Source organism: Sphingomonas sp. Leaf4 (assembly GCF_920939515.1).
Classification (GTDB): Bacteria; Pseudomonadota; Alphaproteobacteria; order Sphingomonadales; family Sphingomonadaceae; genus Sphingomonas.
Genome location: NZ_CAKLBB010000002.1, coordinates 417,296 through 434,282 on the forward strand (window position 1 = coordinate 417,296; position 16,987 = coordinate 434,282).

General features: G+C 65.5%; 12 protein-coding genes and 1 tRNA gene. 8 read left to right on the forward strand and 5 right to left on the reverse strand.

The features are described from left to right. Positions 1-9: 9 nt before the first annotated feature. From LRA89_RS04505 to LRA89_RS04515, 3 genes are all read right to left on the reverse strand, one after another. Positions 10-1,059 (reverse strand): acyltransferase family protein, encoded by a 1,050-nt coding sequence (locus tag LRA89_RS04505; protein WP_230769167.1) that lies wholly within the window; start codon positions 1,057-1,059, stop codon positions 10-12. After that, entirely contained in the window at positions 1,056-2,585 is a 1,530-nt protein-coding gene (locus LRA89_RS04510; protein ID WP_230769168.1) for a hypothetical protein, read from the reverse strand. Before LRA89_RS04510 ends, LRA89_RS04505 begins: the two co-directional genes overlap by 4 nt. Positions 2,586-2,676: 91 nt before the next feature. Beyond that, complete coding sequence (locus tag LRA89_RS04515) at positions 2,677-3,528, reverse strand: beta-1,6-N-acetylglucosaminyltransferase (protein WP_268934893.1); 852 nt, start codon at positions 3,526-3,528, stop codon at positions 2,677-2,679. Between the two features lie 227 nt (positions 3,529-3,755). Between LRA89_RS04515 and clpX the strand changes: the two genes are divergently transcribed. The 3 genes from clpX (at position 3,756) to LRA89_RS04530 (ending at position 7,088) form a co-directional block, all read left to right on the forward strand. Continuing rightward, a complete protein-coding gene (gene clpX / locus LRA89_RS04520) occupies positions 3,756-5,021 on the forward strand; it encodes an ATP-dependent Clp protease ATP-binding subunit ClpX (protein WP_055755972.1) in 1,266 nt (421 codons plus the stop codon). Positions 5,022-5,155: 134 nt separating this feature from the next. Further along, a complete protein-coding gene (locus LRA89_RS04525) occupies positions 5,156-5,851 on the forward strand; it encodes an HAD family hydrolase (protein WP_230769170.1) in 696 nt (231 codons plus the stop codon). 70 nt (positions 5,852-5,921) lie between these two features. After that, a complete protein-coding gene (locus LRA89_RS04530) occupies positions 5,922-7,088 on the forward strand; it encodes a calcium:proton antiporter (RefSeq protein WP_230769171.1) in 1,167 nt (388 codons plus the stop codon). Between the two features lie 4 nt (positions 7,089-7,092). On the opposite strand, the gene LRA89_RS04535 is transcribed toward LRA89_RS04530, so the two are convergent. Continuing rightward, complete coding sequence (locus LRA89_RS04535; protein ID WP_056494461.1) at positions 7,093-7,320, reverse strand: hypothetical protein; 228 nt, start codon at positions 7,318-7,320, stop codon at positions 7,093-7,095. A 6-nt stretch (positions 7,321-7,326) separates the two neighbouring features. Next, positions 7,327-8,997, reverse strand: a complete 1,671-nt coding sequence (locus tag LRA89_RS04540) for a M1 family metallopeptidase (RefSeq protein ID WP_230769172.1) — start codon at positions 8,995-8,997, stop codon at positions 7,327-7,329. A gap of 84 nt (positions 8,998-9,081) precedes the next feature. On the opposite strand from LRA89_RS04540, the gene lon reads away from it, so the two are divergent. The 5 genes from lon (at position 9,082) to LRA89_RS04565 (ending at position 16,984) form a co-directional block, all read left to right on the forward strand. Continuing rightward, entirely contained in the window at positions 9,082-11,562 is a 2,481-nt protein-coding gene (lon, locus tag LRA89_RS04545) for an endopeptidase La (RefSeq protein ID WP_230769173.1), read from the forward strand. Between the two features lie 184 nt (positions 11,563-11,746). Next, positions 11,747-12,019, forward strand: a complete 273-nt coding sequence (locus tag LRA89_RS04550; RefSeq protein WP_055755983.1) for an HU family DNA-binding protein — start codon at positions 11,747-11,749, stop codon at positions 12,017-12,019. 51 nt (positions 12,020-12,070) lie between these two features. Beyond that, positions 12,071-12,145: transfer RNA gene (locus tag LRA89_RS04555), tRNA-Val, on the forward strand. A gap of 270 nt (positions 12,146-12,415) precedes the next feature. Further along, positions 12,416-14,053, forward strand: coding sequence for a hypothetical protein (locus LRA89_RS04560; protein ID WP_230769174.1), 1,638 nt, complete (start codon positions 12,416-12,418; stop codon positions 14,051-14,053). Positions 14,054-14,158: 105 nt separating this feature from the next. Further along, a complete protein-coding gene (locus LRA89_RS04565; protein WP_230769175.1) occupies positions 14,159-16,984 on the forward strand; it encodes a TonB-dependent receptor domain-containing protein in 2,826 nt (941 codons plus the stop codon). Positions 16,985-16,987: the final 3 nt, after the last annotated feature.

A 16,987-nucleotide genomic window follows, 5' to 3' on the forward strand; every position in this document is an offset into this window, starting at 1 on the left:
CCGGCCCTGCTATCGGTAGCGTGCCTTCAGGCGGGCGCGGACCGGAATGTCCCACCAGCGATAGACTGCCCAGGCGGCGGCGATACAGCCGCCTACCACGAACAGCCCGCCAATCGGCGTCCACGCCGATCCTTTGAGGCCGACCCGCGCCCACGCGCCGCCGAACAGCAACAGCAGCGGCGCATGCATGGCATAAAGCGGATAGGACAGTTCCGCGCCGAAGCGCGTCATCCTCGGCATGTTCATCCTGCTCCCGGCCGCCGCCAGCACCAGCAGCGGAAAGACCCCAGCGGTCAGTACGAAATCATACCAGCGCGGATCGAGCCAAGGCTGCGGCAGGATCGTGATCGACAATGCCAGCGCTGCGATGATCCACGGTCGCCGGCCGCCACGGGTCAACCAGCCGGCACGATGCGCGTGGAGCGACAGGACACCGGCCGCAAACACTGCCGATGTTCGCAAGCCGCCCAGTGCCCAGCTTTCGCGGGCCGGCCCCATCGGTCCGAACCCGCCGAGCTGCCAACCCAGGATCGCCAGCACCGCGAACGCTACCCCGGTGAAGATTATGAGGTTCCGTATCGTCCACCATCGTACCGTCCGTGCGAAGATCAGGTTGACCACCAGTTCCCAGAAGATCGACCAGATCGGCGGATTGACTGGCCACGGGTCTCCGGCCACCCATGTCGCGGGCCATGGCACGATCGCGGCGGCCATGGCGGCAACCTCGCCCGTTCCGATCGGCAGGCCATTGGCCCTGAGACGGACGACATAGGCGACGATGCCGATGCCGGCACCGGCGACGATCATCGGGTACAGGCGGATCGCCCGATCCCGCACGAACGCCGGCAGCGTGCCGGACCCGACCAGTCGATCGCCATAGGCATGGGCGATCACGAACCCGCTCAGGACGAAGAAGAAGTCGACGGCAACATAGCCGTGCGCGAACCACCATCCCGACCCGAACCACGGCTGGGCATGGTAGAGCAGGACCGCGAACGCAGCGACACCCCGGAGCGCGTCCAATGCCGCATATTGATGGCGGGGGCGGGGCGGGATCACCTCTGCCGAACCACGGATGCGTCACCGCGATGATCGACCCGGTAGAGTTGGGTGCGGCCATTGTTCCAGACCAATGTCACCGGATGATCCCGCCGTATCCGGTCGCGGTCGCTGTTCAGGATCCAGAGATAGTCGATGTCGCGCCACGGCACCCGCGTCAGCAAATCGTCGAACACCGGCCATTGTCCGCGCCGGCACCCCTGGCGCGGCACGGCCTGCCCTTGCAGGGTCCACCAGTTCGACCCGGTCCGGTCGCGAACCGAGAGCAACTGGCCCGGAGCCGCGAACAGATCGTTCACCAGCGCGTCCCGGCGGATCGTGGCGACGCTCGGCAGATGCCAGAGCCGTGGCAACTGCCAACGCTGCTCGCAATGTTCGCGCACGAGCGCCATGACCCGGGCGCCGCGCGGCAGGCGATCGAGCGCGGCGATCTGTGTCTGCGCGGTATGTTCGGCCGCCAGTTGCGACGTGGTGACGGAAATCAGCCGCGCGGCGAACAGCGCCAGCGCGATCCAGCTGATCCAGCGGGGAAGCGGGCGCATTTCGCATACGGCGAGGATCGCCAGCATGACCGCGACGGGGATCAGCCGGGTCGCGGCGAACATCGACCCGAGCAGTTCGTTCGGCATCGCGAGCGACAGTATAGCCAATATTGCCGCCGGCACGACGATGACCGGCACATAGGCAAAGCGGCGCGATCGCCAGACCGGCAGGGTCGCGGCTGCAAGGACCGTGATGGTCGCGGTCACGTCCAGCGCGATCCACCGGTCCCGCAGCATACCGGCCAGCCAGATCAGATCGTTCCTCCAGTCGAACCACAGTCCGATGGCATTGTGGCTGTCGCCGCGCCACGCGATCAGGATCGCCAGCGGCCAGAGCAGCGGCAGGACGGTGCCTCCGCCTTGCCTCACCCATGCCGCAGGACGTGCGCGTTCCTGCCATAGCGTGGCGATCGTCGCGCCACCGATCAGCACACCGAGCACGCCCCATCCGATCGCATGGGTAACGATGAGCAGCGGCGCGGCGACGGCGGCAACAGCTATGCGCCGCCCCTGGCCGGACCGTAGCCACAGCGCGAATACCAGCAACGCCAGCGCCACCGACAGGCAAGAATTCAGAAAGCCGAACTGGAACGGATAGGAATGCGCAAGCGGCAGCGCGAACAGGCTGATCGTCGTGATACGGCCATGAACCGCGCGTACGACCGCGAATATGCCGAGAACGGTAAGCGCCGGGATCAGCGCGGTTACGATCGTCACCGCCGGCAACAACCCGAACAGCTTGCCAAGCGGAACGACGAGCAGGTCCACGCCCAGATTGGGAATGAGTCGCCACGTGAAATCGAAATGCCCGGCCAGTTCGGGCGACTGTCCGATCGTCTGCTGGATGTGAAACCGGGCGACATGCGCCGGGACGTCGGTCAACCACGGTATCGTTGTCCAGCAGAGCGGAACCGCCGCTGCGACCGCCAGCAACACCGTCGCGCGTTGCGTCTGCCACCAGGCGATCGGCGTGGCGTCCTGCATATTTCCCCCCGGTTTGGCTATTTGCCTATCGCGGCAACGGGAAGCCGGTCAAGCGACGGGTGGCGAGGACCTCGCGGCATCGCGACAGCGTTCAGACGCGGGTTTCCGGCGATATTCTATCGGAATGCAATAGCTCGGCATCGATACGATCGTACAGCGCCGGGAACCGCGCAAGGCTGAGCTTCCGCGCGAACAGCGCCGGGCTCTTCGCGATGACGTCGAAATCTGTCGGGCCGAGCAACGCGGGATACGGCGGCTCCGGACGGTTCCAGATCGTCAGCCGCAGGTCGTCGTTCGCGATCGCAGCCCCAAAGGGCGAGTTGGCGAGGATGGTCTGGATAAATCCCTCGTCCGGCAACATGGTGTTGGCATAGAAGCGGAGGAGCCATGGTTTGCTGCGTCCCGTATCGGCGATATGCCGGAGCGCGGCATGCGTCAGCGTCCACCATTGCCCGCCGCCATGGGCGACATGGTTGTAGGGAAGCTTGCGACGCCATCCGGGTATCGCGATGGCACGCGAGCGAAACCGGAAATGGAAGCGTTCCACCCGACCGGGCGCGCGGTAGACTCCTTCCTGCTCACTCCAACGGTTGGGGGCTTTCATCGCAAACGCCTCGATGAACTCCGCCGTCGGGTTCGCATCGAGAATTGCGGCGATCTCCGCTGCGGATTTGATGGGATAGTCGGCGCCCGACAACAGTGTCGCGCGATCGAACCGAATGTCCGACCTTTCCGCCGCGTAGATCAGTTCCATCGTCGCACGGACGATACCGATTCCGCTCCAGAAGCAGCGCCGACGGCGGACGAAGCTGGTCCGGGGCCGCTCTCCGATCGACGCGACCATTGCGTCGTACGTCGCCCTCGGCGTCCGCGCGTCAACACGGGCGACGTGGCCGGCAGTGCCGCAACCAGCCGGGCGAGTTGCGCGGGATCGGCATGGCATAAAATCAGGTAGGCAACGATCACGGACGCTCCTCTTGTCGTACTTCGGGGCCGTCGAAATCCGTACCGGGCCGGGAATGGCGGGACAAGCGGGGTGGGGTTGCCGTCACATTCCGCTGTTGGCGACTTGTTTCGGGCGCGGGGTGTCGACATATTGCGTACAAAGGCTCGATCGCGTGTATGCGGATCGGGACGGGATTCAGCCCATGGGGCGTCTGGGAATATGGTATGACGAAACTGAGCGGTGGCGACTCCAAAAGCACCCTCTACTGCTCGTTCTGCGGCAAGTCGCAGCACGAGGTGCGCAAGCTGATCGCGGGACCGACCGTGTTCATCTGCGACGAATGCGTCGAACTGTGCAACGACATCATCCGTGAGGAAACGAAGTCGGCACTCGTCGCCAAGAAGGACGGCGGCGTGCCGGCGCCGCAGGAAATCTGCAACGTGCTCGACGACTATGTCATTGGGCAGAAGCAGGCGAAGCGCGTGCTGTCGGTCGCGGTCCACAACCACTACAAGCGGTTGAACCATGGCCAGAAGGGCGCCGACGTCGAACTGGCGAAGTCGAACATCCTGCTGGTCGGCCCGACCGGTTGCGGCAAGACGCTGCTGGCGCAGACGCTGGCGCGAATCCTCGACGTGCCGTTCACCATGGCCGATGCGACGACGCTGACCGAGGCTGGCTATGTCGGCGAGGATGTCGAGAACATCATCCTCAAGCTGCTTCAGGCATCGGACTATAACGTCGAGCGGGCGCAGCGCGGGATCGTCTATATCGACGAGATCGACAAGATCAGCCGCAAGGCCGAAAATCCGTCGATCACCCGTGACGTGTCGGGTGAAGGCGTGCAGCAGGCGCTGCTCAAGCTGATGGAGGGCACCACCGCGTCGGTGCCGCCGCAGGGCGGACGCAAGCATCCGCAGCAGGAGTTCCTGCAGGTCGACACGACCAACATCCTGTTCATCTGCGGCGGTGCGTTCTCGGGCCTCGAGAAGATCATCGCCGATCGGTTGCAGGGCAAGTCGATCGGCTTCGGTGCCTATGTCGCGGCGCCCGAAGAACGTCGTACCGGCGAAGTGTTGCGCCAGACCGAGCCGGAAGATCTGCTCAAGTTCGGCCTGATCCCCGAATTCGTCGGTCGTCTGCCGGTGATCGCGACGCTCGAGGATCTCGACGTCACCGCGCTCATCAAGATCCTGACCGAGCCGAAGAACGCGCTCGTCAAACAATATCAGAAGCTGTTCGACATGGAGGGCGTGAAGCTCGGCTTCAACGAAGAGGCGCTGGTTGCCGTCTCGAAGAAGGCGATCGAACGCAAGACCGGCGCGCGCGGGCTTCGCTCGATCCTCGAGGGCATCCTGCTCGATACGATGTTCGACCTGCCGTCGATGGACGGTGTGGACGAGGTCGTGGTCGACAAGGACGTGATCGACGGCCGCAAGGAACCGGTCCGCGTCTATGCCGAGAAGAAGAAGGCCGGCGACGCGGCGTAACTACGGCATTTGACGGATGAATGGCGGGTGTCGGGCAACCGGCACCCGTTTTCCGTTGTGAGTAGCTCGTCCGTCGCAAGGCCGGGTAAGCGGACGGCTTTTCCGATCGACGCCCTCGCGCTATTCCACCGGCCATGCCGATCGATCTCATCTGCCTCGATGCCGACGACACGCTGTGGCACAATATGCGGCATTTCGAGGAGGCGCATGATGCCTTTACCGCGATGCTCGAACCGTTCGCGGCGGCGCAGGTGGCGCGCGAAACGCTGGATGCCTGCGAAGCGCGGAACCTGAAACTCTATGGCTATGGTGCCAAGGGATTCACCCTGTCGATGATCGAAACCGCAATTCAACTGGGCGGGCCGGATTTACCCGGATCGGTCGTCGCCGATCTGCTCGCCGCCGGCCGCCGCCTGCTCGCGCATCCGGTCGAACTGCTGCATGATATTGAGGTGACGCTCGACCGGCTGGCACAGCGTGGCCGGCTGGTGCTGGTGACGAAGGGCGATCTGCTCCATCAGGAAGCGAAACTGGCAGCGTCGGGACTGGGCGACCGGTTCGCCGGGATCGAGATCGTCAGCGACAAGACCGAGGCGACGTTCACCCGGTTGTTCGCGCGCTACGGCGTCGCTCCCTACCGCGCGGTCATGGCCGGTGATTCGATGCGCTCCGATGTGTTGCCGGCACTCGCGGCGGGGGCATGGGCAGCATTCGTGCCGCAACCACGGGCATGGGACCATGAGACGGCAGCGGCGCCGGACGATCATCCCCGTTTTCGACGACTCGCCGATCTGGCCGAACTACCCGACTGGATCGACGCGATCGTATAAAATCCGGCGGGGACGGATACATCGCGCACTGCTGTGCATTGCTTTACCGTAACGATTCAAAGGGGGCATGATGGCAGGGGCGACCGATCCGGAAGCAGCGTTGGCGGCGGAACGGGAAGAAGTGGTGGTGACTCCCGCCACCAAACGGGCGCTGCGCGACCGTGCGGCGTTGCCGTTGTGGTCGCTGATTATTCCGGCGCTGGGGCCAGTCGTCATCCTGCTCAATGTGGCGAAAACCAGCGGGATCGGTGTGCTCGTCGCGGCGATCATCATGTTCGGTTGCGTGATCGCCGCCGTCCACCATGCCGAGGTCGTCGCGCACAAGGTCGGCGAGCCGTTCGGCACGCTGGTGCTGGCGGTCGCGGTGACGGTGATCGAGGTGTCGCTGATCGTCTCGCTGATGCTCTCCGGGTCGGGCGACGTCGCCACGCTGGCGCGCGACACGGTGTTCGCGGCGATCATGATTATCCTGAACTTCATCGTCGGCATCTGTCTGCTGGTCGGCGGCATCCGCCATCACGAACAACGGTTCGTGTTGCGGGGGGTGAGTGCCGCGCTGTCGGTGCTGGCGGCGATGGCGGTCCTGTCGCTGGTGCTGCCGAACTATACCTCGACCGTGCCGGGACCGACACTCTCGTCGTCGCAGCTTACGTTCGTGGCGATCGTATCTCTGATCCTCTATGCGACCTTCGTGATGGTCCAGACAGTGCGGCACCGCGATTATTTCCTGCCGGCGGCCGATGGCGCGCTGCCCAAGGATGCCCATGCCGAACCGCCGAGCGTGAAGACGGCGTGGATCGCGTTCGGCGTGTTGCTGGTCGCTCTGGTTGGCGTGGTGTTGCTCGCCAAGGACCTGTCGCCGACGATCGAGGCGGCGGTGCTGGGCGCCGGGTTGCCGCTGACGGTGGTCGGCATCCTGATCGCCGGGCTGGTGCTGGCACCCGAAAGCCTCGCCGCGGTCAAGGCCGCGCGCAAGGACCGGCTCCAGACGAGCCTCAATCTTGCCATGGGGTCGGCGCTGGCCACGATCGGGTTGACGATCCCGAGCGTCGCGGTCGTCTCGCTGGTGATGGGCTGGCCGCTGTCGCTGGGGATCGACGCGAAGTCGATGGTGCTGTTCGCGCTGTCGATGCTGGTGTCGACGTTGACGCTGGGCAATGGGCGGACGACGGTGCTGGCGGGGATCGTCCATCTGACGATCTTTGCCGCCTATCTCTTCACCACCGTCATCCCCTGATCGGCTATCGGCGCTGCCGGGCGGCCAACGCCAGCCCGGCAGCGATCTGGACCATCGCATACAGCCGCCGTCGCCCCGGCCGGTTCACGAACGGGCGGACGAGCAGTTCGGCCCCGCCGGCGTCGCTGCGCCACAGGTCGACGTGGCGCTCCGGCTGGAGCAGGCCCAGCAGACCGTCGCCGATCATGAAGGTGGCGGCCATTTCGGCCGCGCGTTTGGACAGATCACGCATCCGTCCTCAACGCGCGGTGGCAGGTGATGGTGCCTGCATCCGTTCGAGCGCCGCCGATCGGCGCAGCACCCGCGCCATGGGGTCGAGGACGACATGCGCCCCCGCCGGCACCGGCAGGACCGCCACGCCTCCGGTCATCGGCACCTGCTGCACCACGCCATCGACGGCAATCTCGACCGGCAGCGGGAAAGGACGGTTGCCCGGCACCGCCCAGCGGAGCGTCAGCGTGTTGCCGCCGTGCCGCTCGACCAGATCGGGCAGCGCCGCCTCGCGCAGATAGACGTCGAAGAACCATCCGAGATCGCGGCCGCTTTCCTGCGCGACGGCGGCGATGAAGTCCTGCGTCGTGCCGAACCGGGGGCGGAAGTTGCCGGGCCGGGGATCGGGGCGGCCATAGACCAGCCGCCGGGTCGCCGCGAGGAACGCCCGGTCGCCGATCAGGTGGCGCAGGGTGTGGAGCATCCACGCACCCTTGAAATACACATCCGCCCCCGGACCCGCCGCCGTCTCGCTGGTCGACTGCGGCTTGCCGGCGATCAGCGGTGCCCTGGCCACGATCCGCTGCTGCTGCGTGAGCAGCATCGAGATGTAGCGGGCATCGCCTTCGCGCCACCGGGCATAGAGCGGTTGCATATATTGAGCGAAGGCTTCGTGCAGCCAGAAGTCGTCCCAGTCGGCCGCCGTCATCTGGTTGCCGAACCATTCGTGGCTGAATTCATGCTGGAGCAGCCAGTCGAACCCCTCGGGCGCGGGCTTGTAGCCATTGCCATAGGCGTTGATCGTCTGATGCTCCATGCCGAGATACGGCGTCTCCACCACGCCCATCTTCTCCGCGCCGAAGGGGTAGGGACCGATCGCGGTTTCGAGGAAGTCGAGCATCGGCGGAAACTCGGCGAACAGCCGCGCGGCCTTGGCGTCGTTCCCCTCCAGATACCAGAAGGACAGCGGAATGACGTTGCCGTAGCGGCTGCGATACCGGCCGGTCAGTTCGCGATACGGCCCGACCGAGATGGCGAGCGCATAGGGGTTCACCGGCCCCGATTTCCAATGCCAGGTCGATCGCCCGTCGCGCAGCTGATCGATACCGGTCAACACGCCGTTGGCCGGCGCGGACAGTCCCGCCGGAACGGTCAGGTGCAGCGTGACCCCGCCCGGCTCGCCCTGCGGAAAGTCGAGGCAGGGCCACCACAGGTCGCACCCCATGCCCTGCGCGGTGCTGGCGAACCATGGCTTGCCGTTCGATTCGGCCCAGACGAAGCCGTCGTCCCATGGCGCGCGCCGGGCGACGCGCGGCGGCCCGGCATAGGTCACGCGCACCACCGCCGTTCCGCCGGCGGCGATCGGACGATCGATCCGTATCTGCCCATCCACTTGCCGCCATGCCTCGCGCGGGAGCGGGACGCTGCCCAGCGCAACATCGGAGACGGTCAGCACCCCGTCGAGATCGAGCGTGATCCGTGGCACCGCCGCCGTGGCGACGATCGTCAGCGTCGCCCGCCCGGACAGCCGTCGCTTGGCCGGCAGCGCCTCGATCGCGATGTCGGCCTGTTCCAGCCGGAGCGCCGCGCGTTCGGGAGCGATCGCCCCGCCCGACCGCGCCGTCATCGGTGGAACAGGGGCGGGGAGGGACGCCGGCGCCTGTGCCGCCAGCAGCAATGCGGCGAGCGATGGCGTCATGATACGTCTCGGTGATTGATGGCGTCGCCCAAGCCACCATATAGTGTCATGGATCCGGCAGGGTGGCCGGGTCGTGGAGTCTGCATGTCCGAGATCGATCCTGTTCCTGCCCCATCACTGACGCTGCCGGTGTTGCCGCTGCGCGACATCGTCGTCTTTCCGCACATGATCGTGCCGTTGTTCGTCGGTCGCGACAAGTCGGTCGCTGCGCTCGAAGCGGCGATGGCGGGATCGAAGGAGATTTTCCTCGTCGCCCAGCTCGATCCGGGCGAGGACGATCCGGCGCGCGAGGACCTGTACGATGTCGGCGTGTCGGCCGAGGTCATGCAGATGCTTAAGCTGCCCGACGGCACCGTCCGGGTGCTGGTGTCGGGAAAGCGCCGCGCAACGCTGACCTCGTTGGAGACGGTCGACAATCATCTGGTCGCGACGATCGATCTGGCCGCGGACGATGACACGACGCTGGAGGACGCGGCCGAGGGTGTGGACGAGCGTGTCGAAGCGGCCGTCGCCAATCCGAGTGCCGAGCTGAAGGCACTGATGCGCTCGGTCGTCGATCAGTTCGAGAATTACGCCAAGCTCAACAAAAAGCTTCCGGCAGAAACCGCCACGCAACTGGCCGAGTTGGAGGACCCGTCGCGGCTGGCCGATGCGGTCGCGGGCAACATCGCGGTCAAGGTGGCGGACAAGCAGGCGCTGCTGGTCGAGGCCGATCCGCACAAGCGGCTGGAGATGGTGTTCGCCTTCATGGAAGGCGAACTGGGCGTGCTCCAGGTCGAGAAGAAGATCCGCAGCCGCGTGAAGCGGCAGATGGAGAAGACCCAGCGCGAATATTATCTGAACGAGCAGTTGAAGGCGATCCAGCGCGAACTCGGCAACGAGGGCGAGGATGGCGACGGCGACGAGATCGCCGAACTGACGCAGAAGATCGCAACGCTGAAGCTCAGCAAGGAAGCCCGGAGCAAGGCGACCTCCGAGCTGAAGAAGCTCAAGACCATGGCACCCATGAGTGCCGAGGCGACCGTCGTGCGCAACTATCTCGACGTGTTGCTCGGATTGCCGTGGGGCAAGAAGTCGAAGCTCAAGAAGGACATCGCCGTCGCGCAGAGCGTGCTCGACGAGGACCATTATGCGCTGGAAAAGGTCAAGGACCGGATCGTCGAATATCTGGCGGTGCAGGCGCGCACCAATAAGTTGAAGGGACCGATCCTGTGCCTCGTCGGCCCGCCCGGCGTCGGCAAGACCAGTCTGGGCAAGTCGATCGCCAAGGCCACGGGCCGCGAGTTCATCCGCCAGTCGCTGGGCGGCGTCCGCGACGAAGCCGAGATTCGCGGCCATCGCCGGACCTATATCGGTTCGCTCCCGGGCAAGATCGTCACCAATCTGAAGAAGGCCGGCGCGTCCAACCCGCTGTTCCTGCTCGACGAGATCGACAAGCTGGGTCAGGATTTCCGTGGCGATCCGGCATCGGCGCTGCTCGAGGTGCTCGATCCCGAACAGAATGCGAAGTTCAACGATCATTATCTGGAAATCGACATCGATCTGTCGGACGTGATGTTCGTGTGCACCGCGAACACGCTGAACCTGCCACAGCCGCTGCTCGACCGGATGGAGATCATCCGGCTGGAAGGTTACACCGAGGACGAGAAGGTCGAGATCGCCGAACGCCATCTGGTCGCCAAGCAGATCGATGCCCATGGTCTGAAACCCGGCGAGTTCGAGCTGACCGAGGGGGCGTTGCGCGACCTGTTGCGCTATTACACGCGCGAAGCCGGTGTCCGCACGCTGGAGCGCGAGATCGCCAAGCTGGCGCGCAAGGCGCTGCGGCGCATCCTCGAAGGCAAGGCGACGTCGGTCACCGTGACGCCCGACAACCTCGCCGAGTTCGCCGGGGTGCGGAAGTATCGCTTCGGCGTGGGTGAGGAGGAGCATCAGATCGGCGGCGTCACCGGGCTGGCATGGACCGAGGTCGGCGGCGAGCTGCTGACGATCGAGAGCGTGACCGTGCCGGGCAAGGGCGGGGTCAAGACGACCGGCAAGCTCGGCGACGTGATGAAGGAATCGGTCGAGGCGGCGTGGAGCTACGTCAAGGCGCGCTCGCCCGGCTATGGCATCAAGCCCAGCCTGTTCCACCGCAAGGACGTGCATATCCATCTGCCCGAAGGGGCGGTGCCGAAGGATGGTCCGTCGGCGGGCATCGGCCTCGTTACGTCGATCGTCTCGACCTTGACCGGCGTGCCGGTGCGGCGCGAGGTCGCGATGACCGGGGAGGTGACGCTGCGCGGACGGGTGCTGCCGATCGGCGGCTTGAAGGAGAAGCTGCTTGCGGCGCTGCGCGGCGGGATCAAGACGGTGTTGATCCCGGCCGAGAACGAGAAGGATCTGGCCGAGATTCCGGCGAATGTCCTGCGCGGGCTGGAGATCGTGCCGGTCGCGCATGTCGACGAGGTGTTGCGGCTGGCGCTCACCGAACCGCTGGTCGCGATAGATTGGAGCGAAGCCGACGATCTGGCCGCGCAACCGCCGCAGCCGGTGCCCGGCATCGGCGAATCGCGGCCGCATTGACCGGCCGGATGGTGGCGGGGACGGCATCCCCCGCCACCGTTCGTCGCATTCGGCAGCCCGTGACTGCGTTGCATTCCCGGTGGTTGCGAAACTCCCGCCATTTTGCTTTGACACCCGGCGGTGAAGCGGCCTTATTGCCGCGTTCGAGTGTACCGGTATTTTTAAATCAAGGGGTTTCGTCGGGATGAACAAGCAGGAGCTGATCGGACAGGTCGCCGACCATTCGGGACTGACCCGTGGCGACGCGATGAAGGCGGTCGAAGCCGTGTTCGACGTCATCTCCGCCGCGCTCAAAAAGGGCGATGAAGTCCGCCTCGTCGGGTTCGGCACCTTTTCGGTGTCGCGGCGCAAGGCATCGACCGGTCGCAACCCGCGCACTGGCGAACCGATGACGATCAAGGCATCGTCGCAGCCGAAGTTCAAGGCCGGCAAGGGTCTCAAGGATTCGGTGAATTAAGCGCTGGACAGCGGTTATCAGTCGGCCTAGAGGGCCGTCCTCCGGGTTTCCGGGCGCGTAGCTCAGCGGTAGAGCACACCCTTCACACGGGTGGGGTCACAGGTTCAATCCCTGTCGCGCCCACCAGATCAACGGCCGTCCGGCCCGCACGACCTTCCAGCGAAGGCGGCGGGCGGGGCGGCCGTTTCTGATTCCGGTGCGCTTTCCGGTCGGACACGGGTGGTTGTAATAATTACGCCATCATTTCTACGTCGAACCGTCATCGAAACAGCACGCAAGAGTCATGCGCCGCGCCTAACGGGCGGGTCGTGGGTCGGCCAAAGGGGGAAACCTTGGACGATCGCCGGGTCAAAGAGCCCGCAGCAACGATCAACCACGTTTCGGGAGTTCACGGTGATGGCCAACAGCAAGCGCTTCGGCTTTATTCTTTTGGCGACGACGGCCAGCGCCGCGCTGGCAGGGTGCAGCGGCGCCGACGGCGTTGCCTCGCCGGGTGCCGGCAGCGTGAACATCACCGTTCCGGCACCGGCCCCCACGCCGACGCCGACCCCCGCCGCAACGCCGTCGGCGATCACCGCCGCGCAGTTCGCGACGTCGACGACCGTCAACGGCATCAGCATCACCCCCGACGAACAGCTCGCCATCGTCAACGCCGGCACCAACAACAACGTCAGCGGCATCGGTTCGGTGCTGAATGGCCTGTATCCGGTCGCCAATGCCTCGGCGACGACCGCGACCGACCCGTCGACGATCAACAGCTTCTTCACCAGCACCAACTATGTCGGCGCGCTCAACGGCCCGTCGGACACCGCCTTCCAGGGCTGGACCTGCAACGCGCCGGGCATCGACTTCGGCGGCAGCGCCACGTCGTGCTCGTCGACGACCGCGCTCGCCAACTACATCGGCACTTCGGCCGAGGCATCGGCCGCAGTCTGCCCGACCGGCACGATCGACGACGGTCTGGTGCAGGCGCGCAAGGCATGCCGTATTCCGCAGACCATCACCAGCAACCTGACCCTGACTCGCGTCCCCGGCGTCTTCTATCGCCTGCGCGGCCAGACCGAAGTCGGCACCGATCTCGGCTCGACCGGCGGCACCGGCGCGACGCTGACGATCGAACCGGGTGTCGTCGTGCTGAACGACGCGAGCGAGGCGACCAACGACCTGCTGCTCGTCAACCGCGGTTCGCGCCTGAACGCGGTCGGTACCCGCGCGCTGCCGATCATCTTTTCGGGCCAGTTTAACATCGGCGGCAACAACAACTTCGGTGACGGCTCGCAAGGGTTGTGGGGCGGCATCATCCTGCTCGGCCGCGCCGCGACCGGCGTCTGCGCCGCCGGCACCGGTCCGAACAACGCCGACGGGTCGTCGACGACCTGCCAGCAGGCGATCGAGGGCGTGACCGGCCGCTTCTACGGCGGCCCGACCGCGACCGACAGTTCGGGCCAGATGTCCTACGTCCAGATCCGCTATTCGGGCATCGCGATCAGCGACGGCAACGAATTGCAGGGCCTGACGCTGGGCGGCACCGGCTCGGGCACCGTGCTCGACCATATCCAGAGCCACAATTCGGCCGATGACGGCGTCGAGATCTTCGGCGGCACCACCAATGCAAAGTATATCGCGATCACCGGTGCCGACGACGACGGCTTCGACATCGACAACGGGTATCGCGGTTTCATGCAGTTCATGATCGCGGTGCAGCGCGCTTCGGGCGCGACCAGCGACTCGTTCTCGACCGAGATCGATTCGAACAACAACGAAGACCTGCTGCCGCGTACCTACAGCACCTATGCGAACTTCACCTTCATCCAGACGGCATCGGCCCCAGCCGCCATCCGTCAGCGGGGCGGGTCGGACATGCGCTATGTCAACGGCATCGTGAAGTCGCCGTCGGGCGTGCCCTGCCTCAACCTGATCGCAGGCGAAACCAGCGCGACGGACCGTTCGACGATCCGCGCCGCCGACACGACCAAGCAGGATGCCGGCCCGCCGGTGTTCAGCTCGGTCTATTTCGCCTGCTCGGGCCGCTGATCCGCCCGAGCGTCGCTATCCAGCGATGACACGCCGATGCCGGGGCGGGCCACTACGCCCGCCCCGGCATTCGTCTTTCAAGAATTCCTTGTTGGAGCCCCGGTCATGCAGCACCGTCGCGCCTATGCTACCCTTCTTCTCCTGACGTCGCAGTTGGTCGCGCCGGCCGTGCTGGCGCAGACCGCCGCTCCCAGCGCACCCGCCCCGGCACCGGCGACCGCACCGCCGGTGCAGACCGGCACGCAGCCCGATGCGAACCAGCCGGGGTCCACGATCGACCCGGCGACCGGTGCCGAAACCGCAGTCGAGGTGTCCTCGCCCGGCTTCGATCAGGACACGGCCGAGGAAATCGTCGTCGTCGGCCGCAACATCCCCAACGTCGTGCGCGCCACGCCGCAGGTCGTCTCGGTCCTGTCCGAAGCCGACATTGCCCGCACCGGCGACGGCGACATCGCCGGCGCGCTGACCCGCGTGACCGGCCTGTCGGTCGTCGGCGGCGGTTTCGTCTATGTCCGTGGCCTCGGCGATCGCTATTCGTCGTCGCTGCTCAACGGATCGCCGTTGCCCAGCCCCGAGCCGCTGCGCCGCTCGGTCCCGCTCGACATCTTTCCGACCTCGATCGTCGGATCGGCGATGGTCCAGAAGACGTACTCGGTCAATTTCCCCGGCGAATTCGGCGGCGGCGTCATCAACCTGACGTCGAAGGCGATCCCGACCAAGAATTTCGTGTCGATCGGCGGATCGATCAGCGCCGACACGGTCACGACCAGCGAACTGGGCTATACCTATGCCGGCGGCAAGGCCGACTGGACCGGGTTCGACGACGGCACGCGCGGCGTGCCGGACTTCATCCGGAACGCCGACAAGGGCACCGGCCTGATCCCGGTCGATCAGGTCGCCCGCCTGTCGAACGCCCGCACCACGTTGTTGCAACAGAACAACCAGTTGCCGGCCAACTTCTCGGGCGAAATCTCGGGCGGCTCGGTCTATGACATCGGCAGCGACCGCCTCGGCCTGATCGGGTCGGTCGGCCTGTCGAACACGTTCCGCACCCGCGACGCGATCCAGCAGGACACCGTCAGCGAGAACGGCAACATCCGCAACGACTTCCGCACGGTGCTGACCGACAACCGGGTCGTCGCCAACGCGCTGCTCGGCGTCGGCTATCAGTTCGCCGACAGCACGGTCCGCTGGACCAATGTCTATATCCACGACACGCTGAAGCAGGGCCGCCTGTCGGCCGCCGAACAATATAACAACCCGAGCGGCCTGCGCGTCCAGCAGAACACCAACTGGTTCGAACGCCAGCTCATCGAAACCCAGTTGGTCGGCGAGTTCAAGCTGACTGACGCGCTGAAGTTCGACGCGCGCGGTGCCTTTGCCAATTCGAAGCGCAATGCGCCGTATGAGCGCCAGTTCGACTATCTGTGTTCGAACCGCACGACCAACGGCCTGTCGATCACCACGCAGGGCGCGCCGGTATCGTCGCGGTTCAACTGCAACGGTGCGTATCAGGTGACGCAGCGCTTCTCGCCGTTCGCCAGCGTCGTGTTCAGCGAGCTGAACGAGGACCTGTACACCGGCCAAGCCGACCTGTCGTACAAGCTGCCGACCGACCGGCCGATCACGCTGTCGACCGGCTATTTCTATTCGGACACCAGCCGTAACTCGCGCCGTCTCCAGTTCAATTACCAGACGAGCCAGGGTGCGGGCACCGCGCCGGGCTTCCCCAACAACCTGCTGCGGCCCGATTATCTGCTGGGTCCCGACTCGCTCTACAACGCCTGCCCGTTGCAGGGCGCGGGGCGCTGCACGATCGAGTTGCAGTTCAACACGCCGCTGGGTGCCTATGCCTATGACGCGGGGCTGCTGATCCACGCCGGCTATGTGCAGGGCGAGGCCGAACTGGCCGATGGCCTGCGCGGCGTCGTCGGCGTGCGCTACGAAACGGCGAAGGAAACGGTGACGCCGGTCGATGTCGCGCCGACCGTGCTCGACAATGATTACTGGCTGCCGGCGCTCACGCTGACCTACAACTTCACCAATAACATGCAGCTTCGCCTGAGCGGCTCCAAGACGATCTCACGCCCCCAGTTCCGCGAACTTGCCGCGCAGCAGTTCCGCGATCCCGATTCGGATCGCCTGTTCTTCGGAAACCCGTTCCTGACCGATACCCAGCTCTACAACGGCGAAGCACGGTACGAATGGTTCTTCGGTCGCGACCAGCGGCTGACGCTGGCCGGCTTCTACAAGCGGATCGACAATCCGATCGAGCAGGTCGGCTTCTACACCGGGTCGGACGACCGGTTGCAGACCGGCTTCACCAATCTGCCCAAGGCGACGCTGTATGGCGGCGAGTTCGAGGTGCAGAAATACTTCCCGCTCGATTTCATCGATGGCGGGTTCTTCGCCACGCGCCGTGCGCTGGTGCTGGTGAACTATACCTACACCAAATCGTCGATCACCGCCGATGCGACCTGCGTGCCGAACGTGCTGGGCCAGCGTCTCGCGCCCTGCACCGCGGCGGGCTTCGGTCCGGCGGAGTTGCAGTTCCGCGACGGCGCACCGCTGACCGGCCAGTCGGACCATCTGGTCAACGTCCAGTTGGGCCTTGAGGACACGGCGACGCTTTCGCAGCTCACCCTGCTGTTCAACTATGCCAGCGACCGCGTGACCAACCGTGGCCCGGCCAACCTGTCGGGCGTCGGCTTCCAGCCCGACATCATCGAGCGTCCGGGTATCCGCCTCGACATCGTCGGTCGGCAGGGCTTCGAGATCGCCGGCGCCAAGCTGGAGGTGAAGGCCGAAGCGCGCAACCTGACGGGAACGCGCTTCACCGAAGGGCAGACGTTCGACGGCGGGAACATGGTGTATATCAACCGCTACGATCAGGGGCGGATATTCTCGCTGGGCGTCACGGCGGCGTTCTGAACA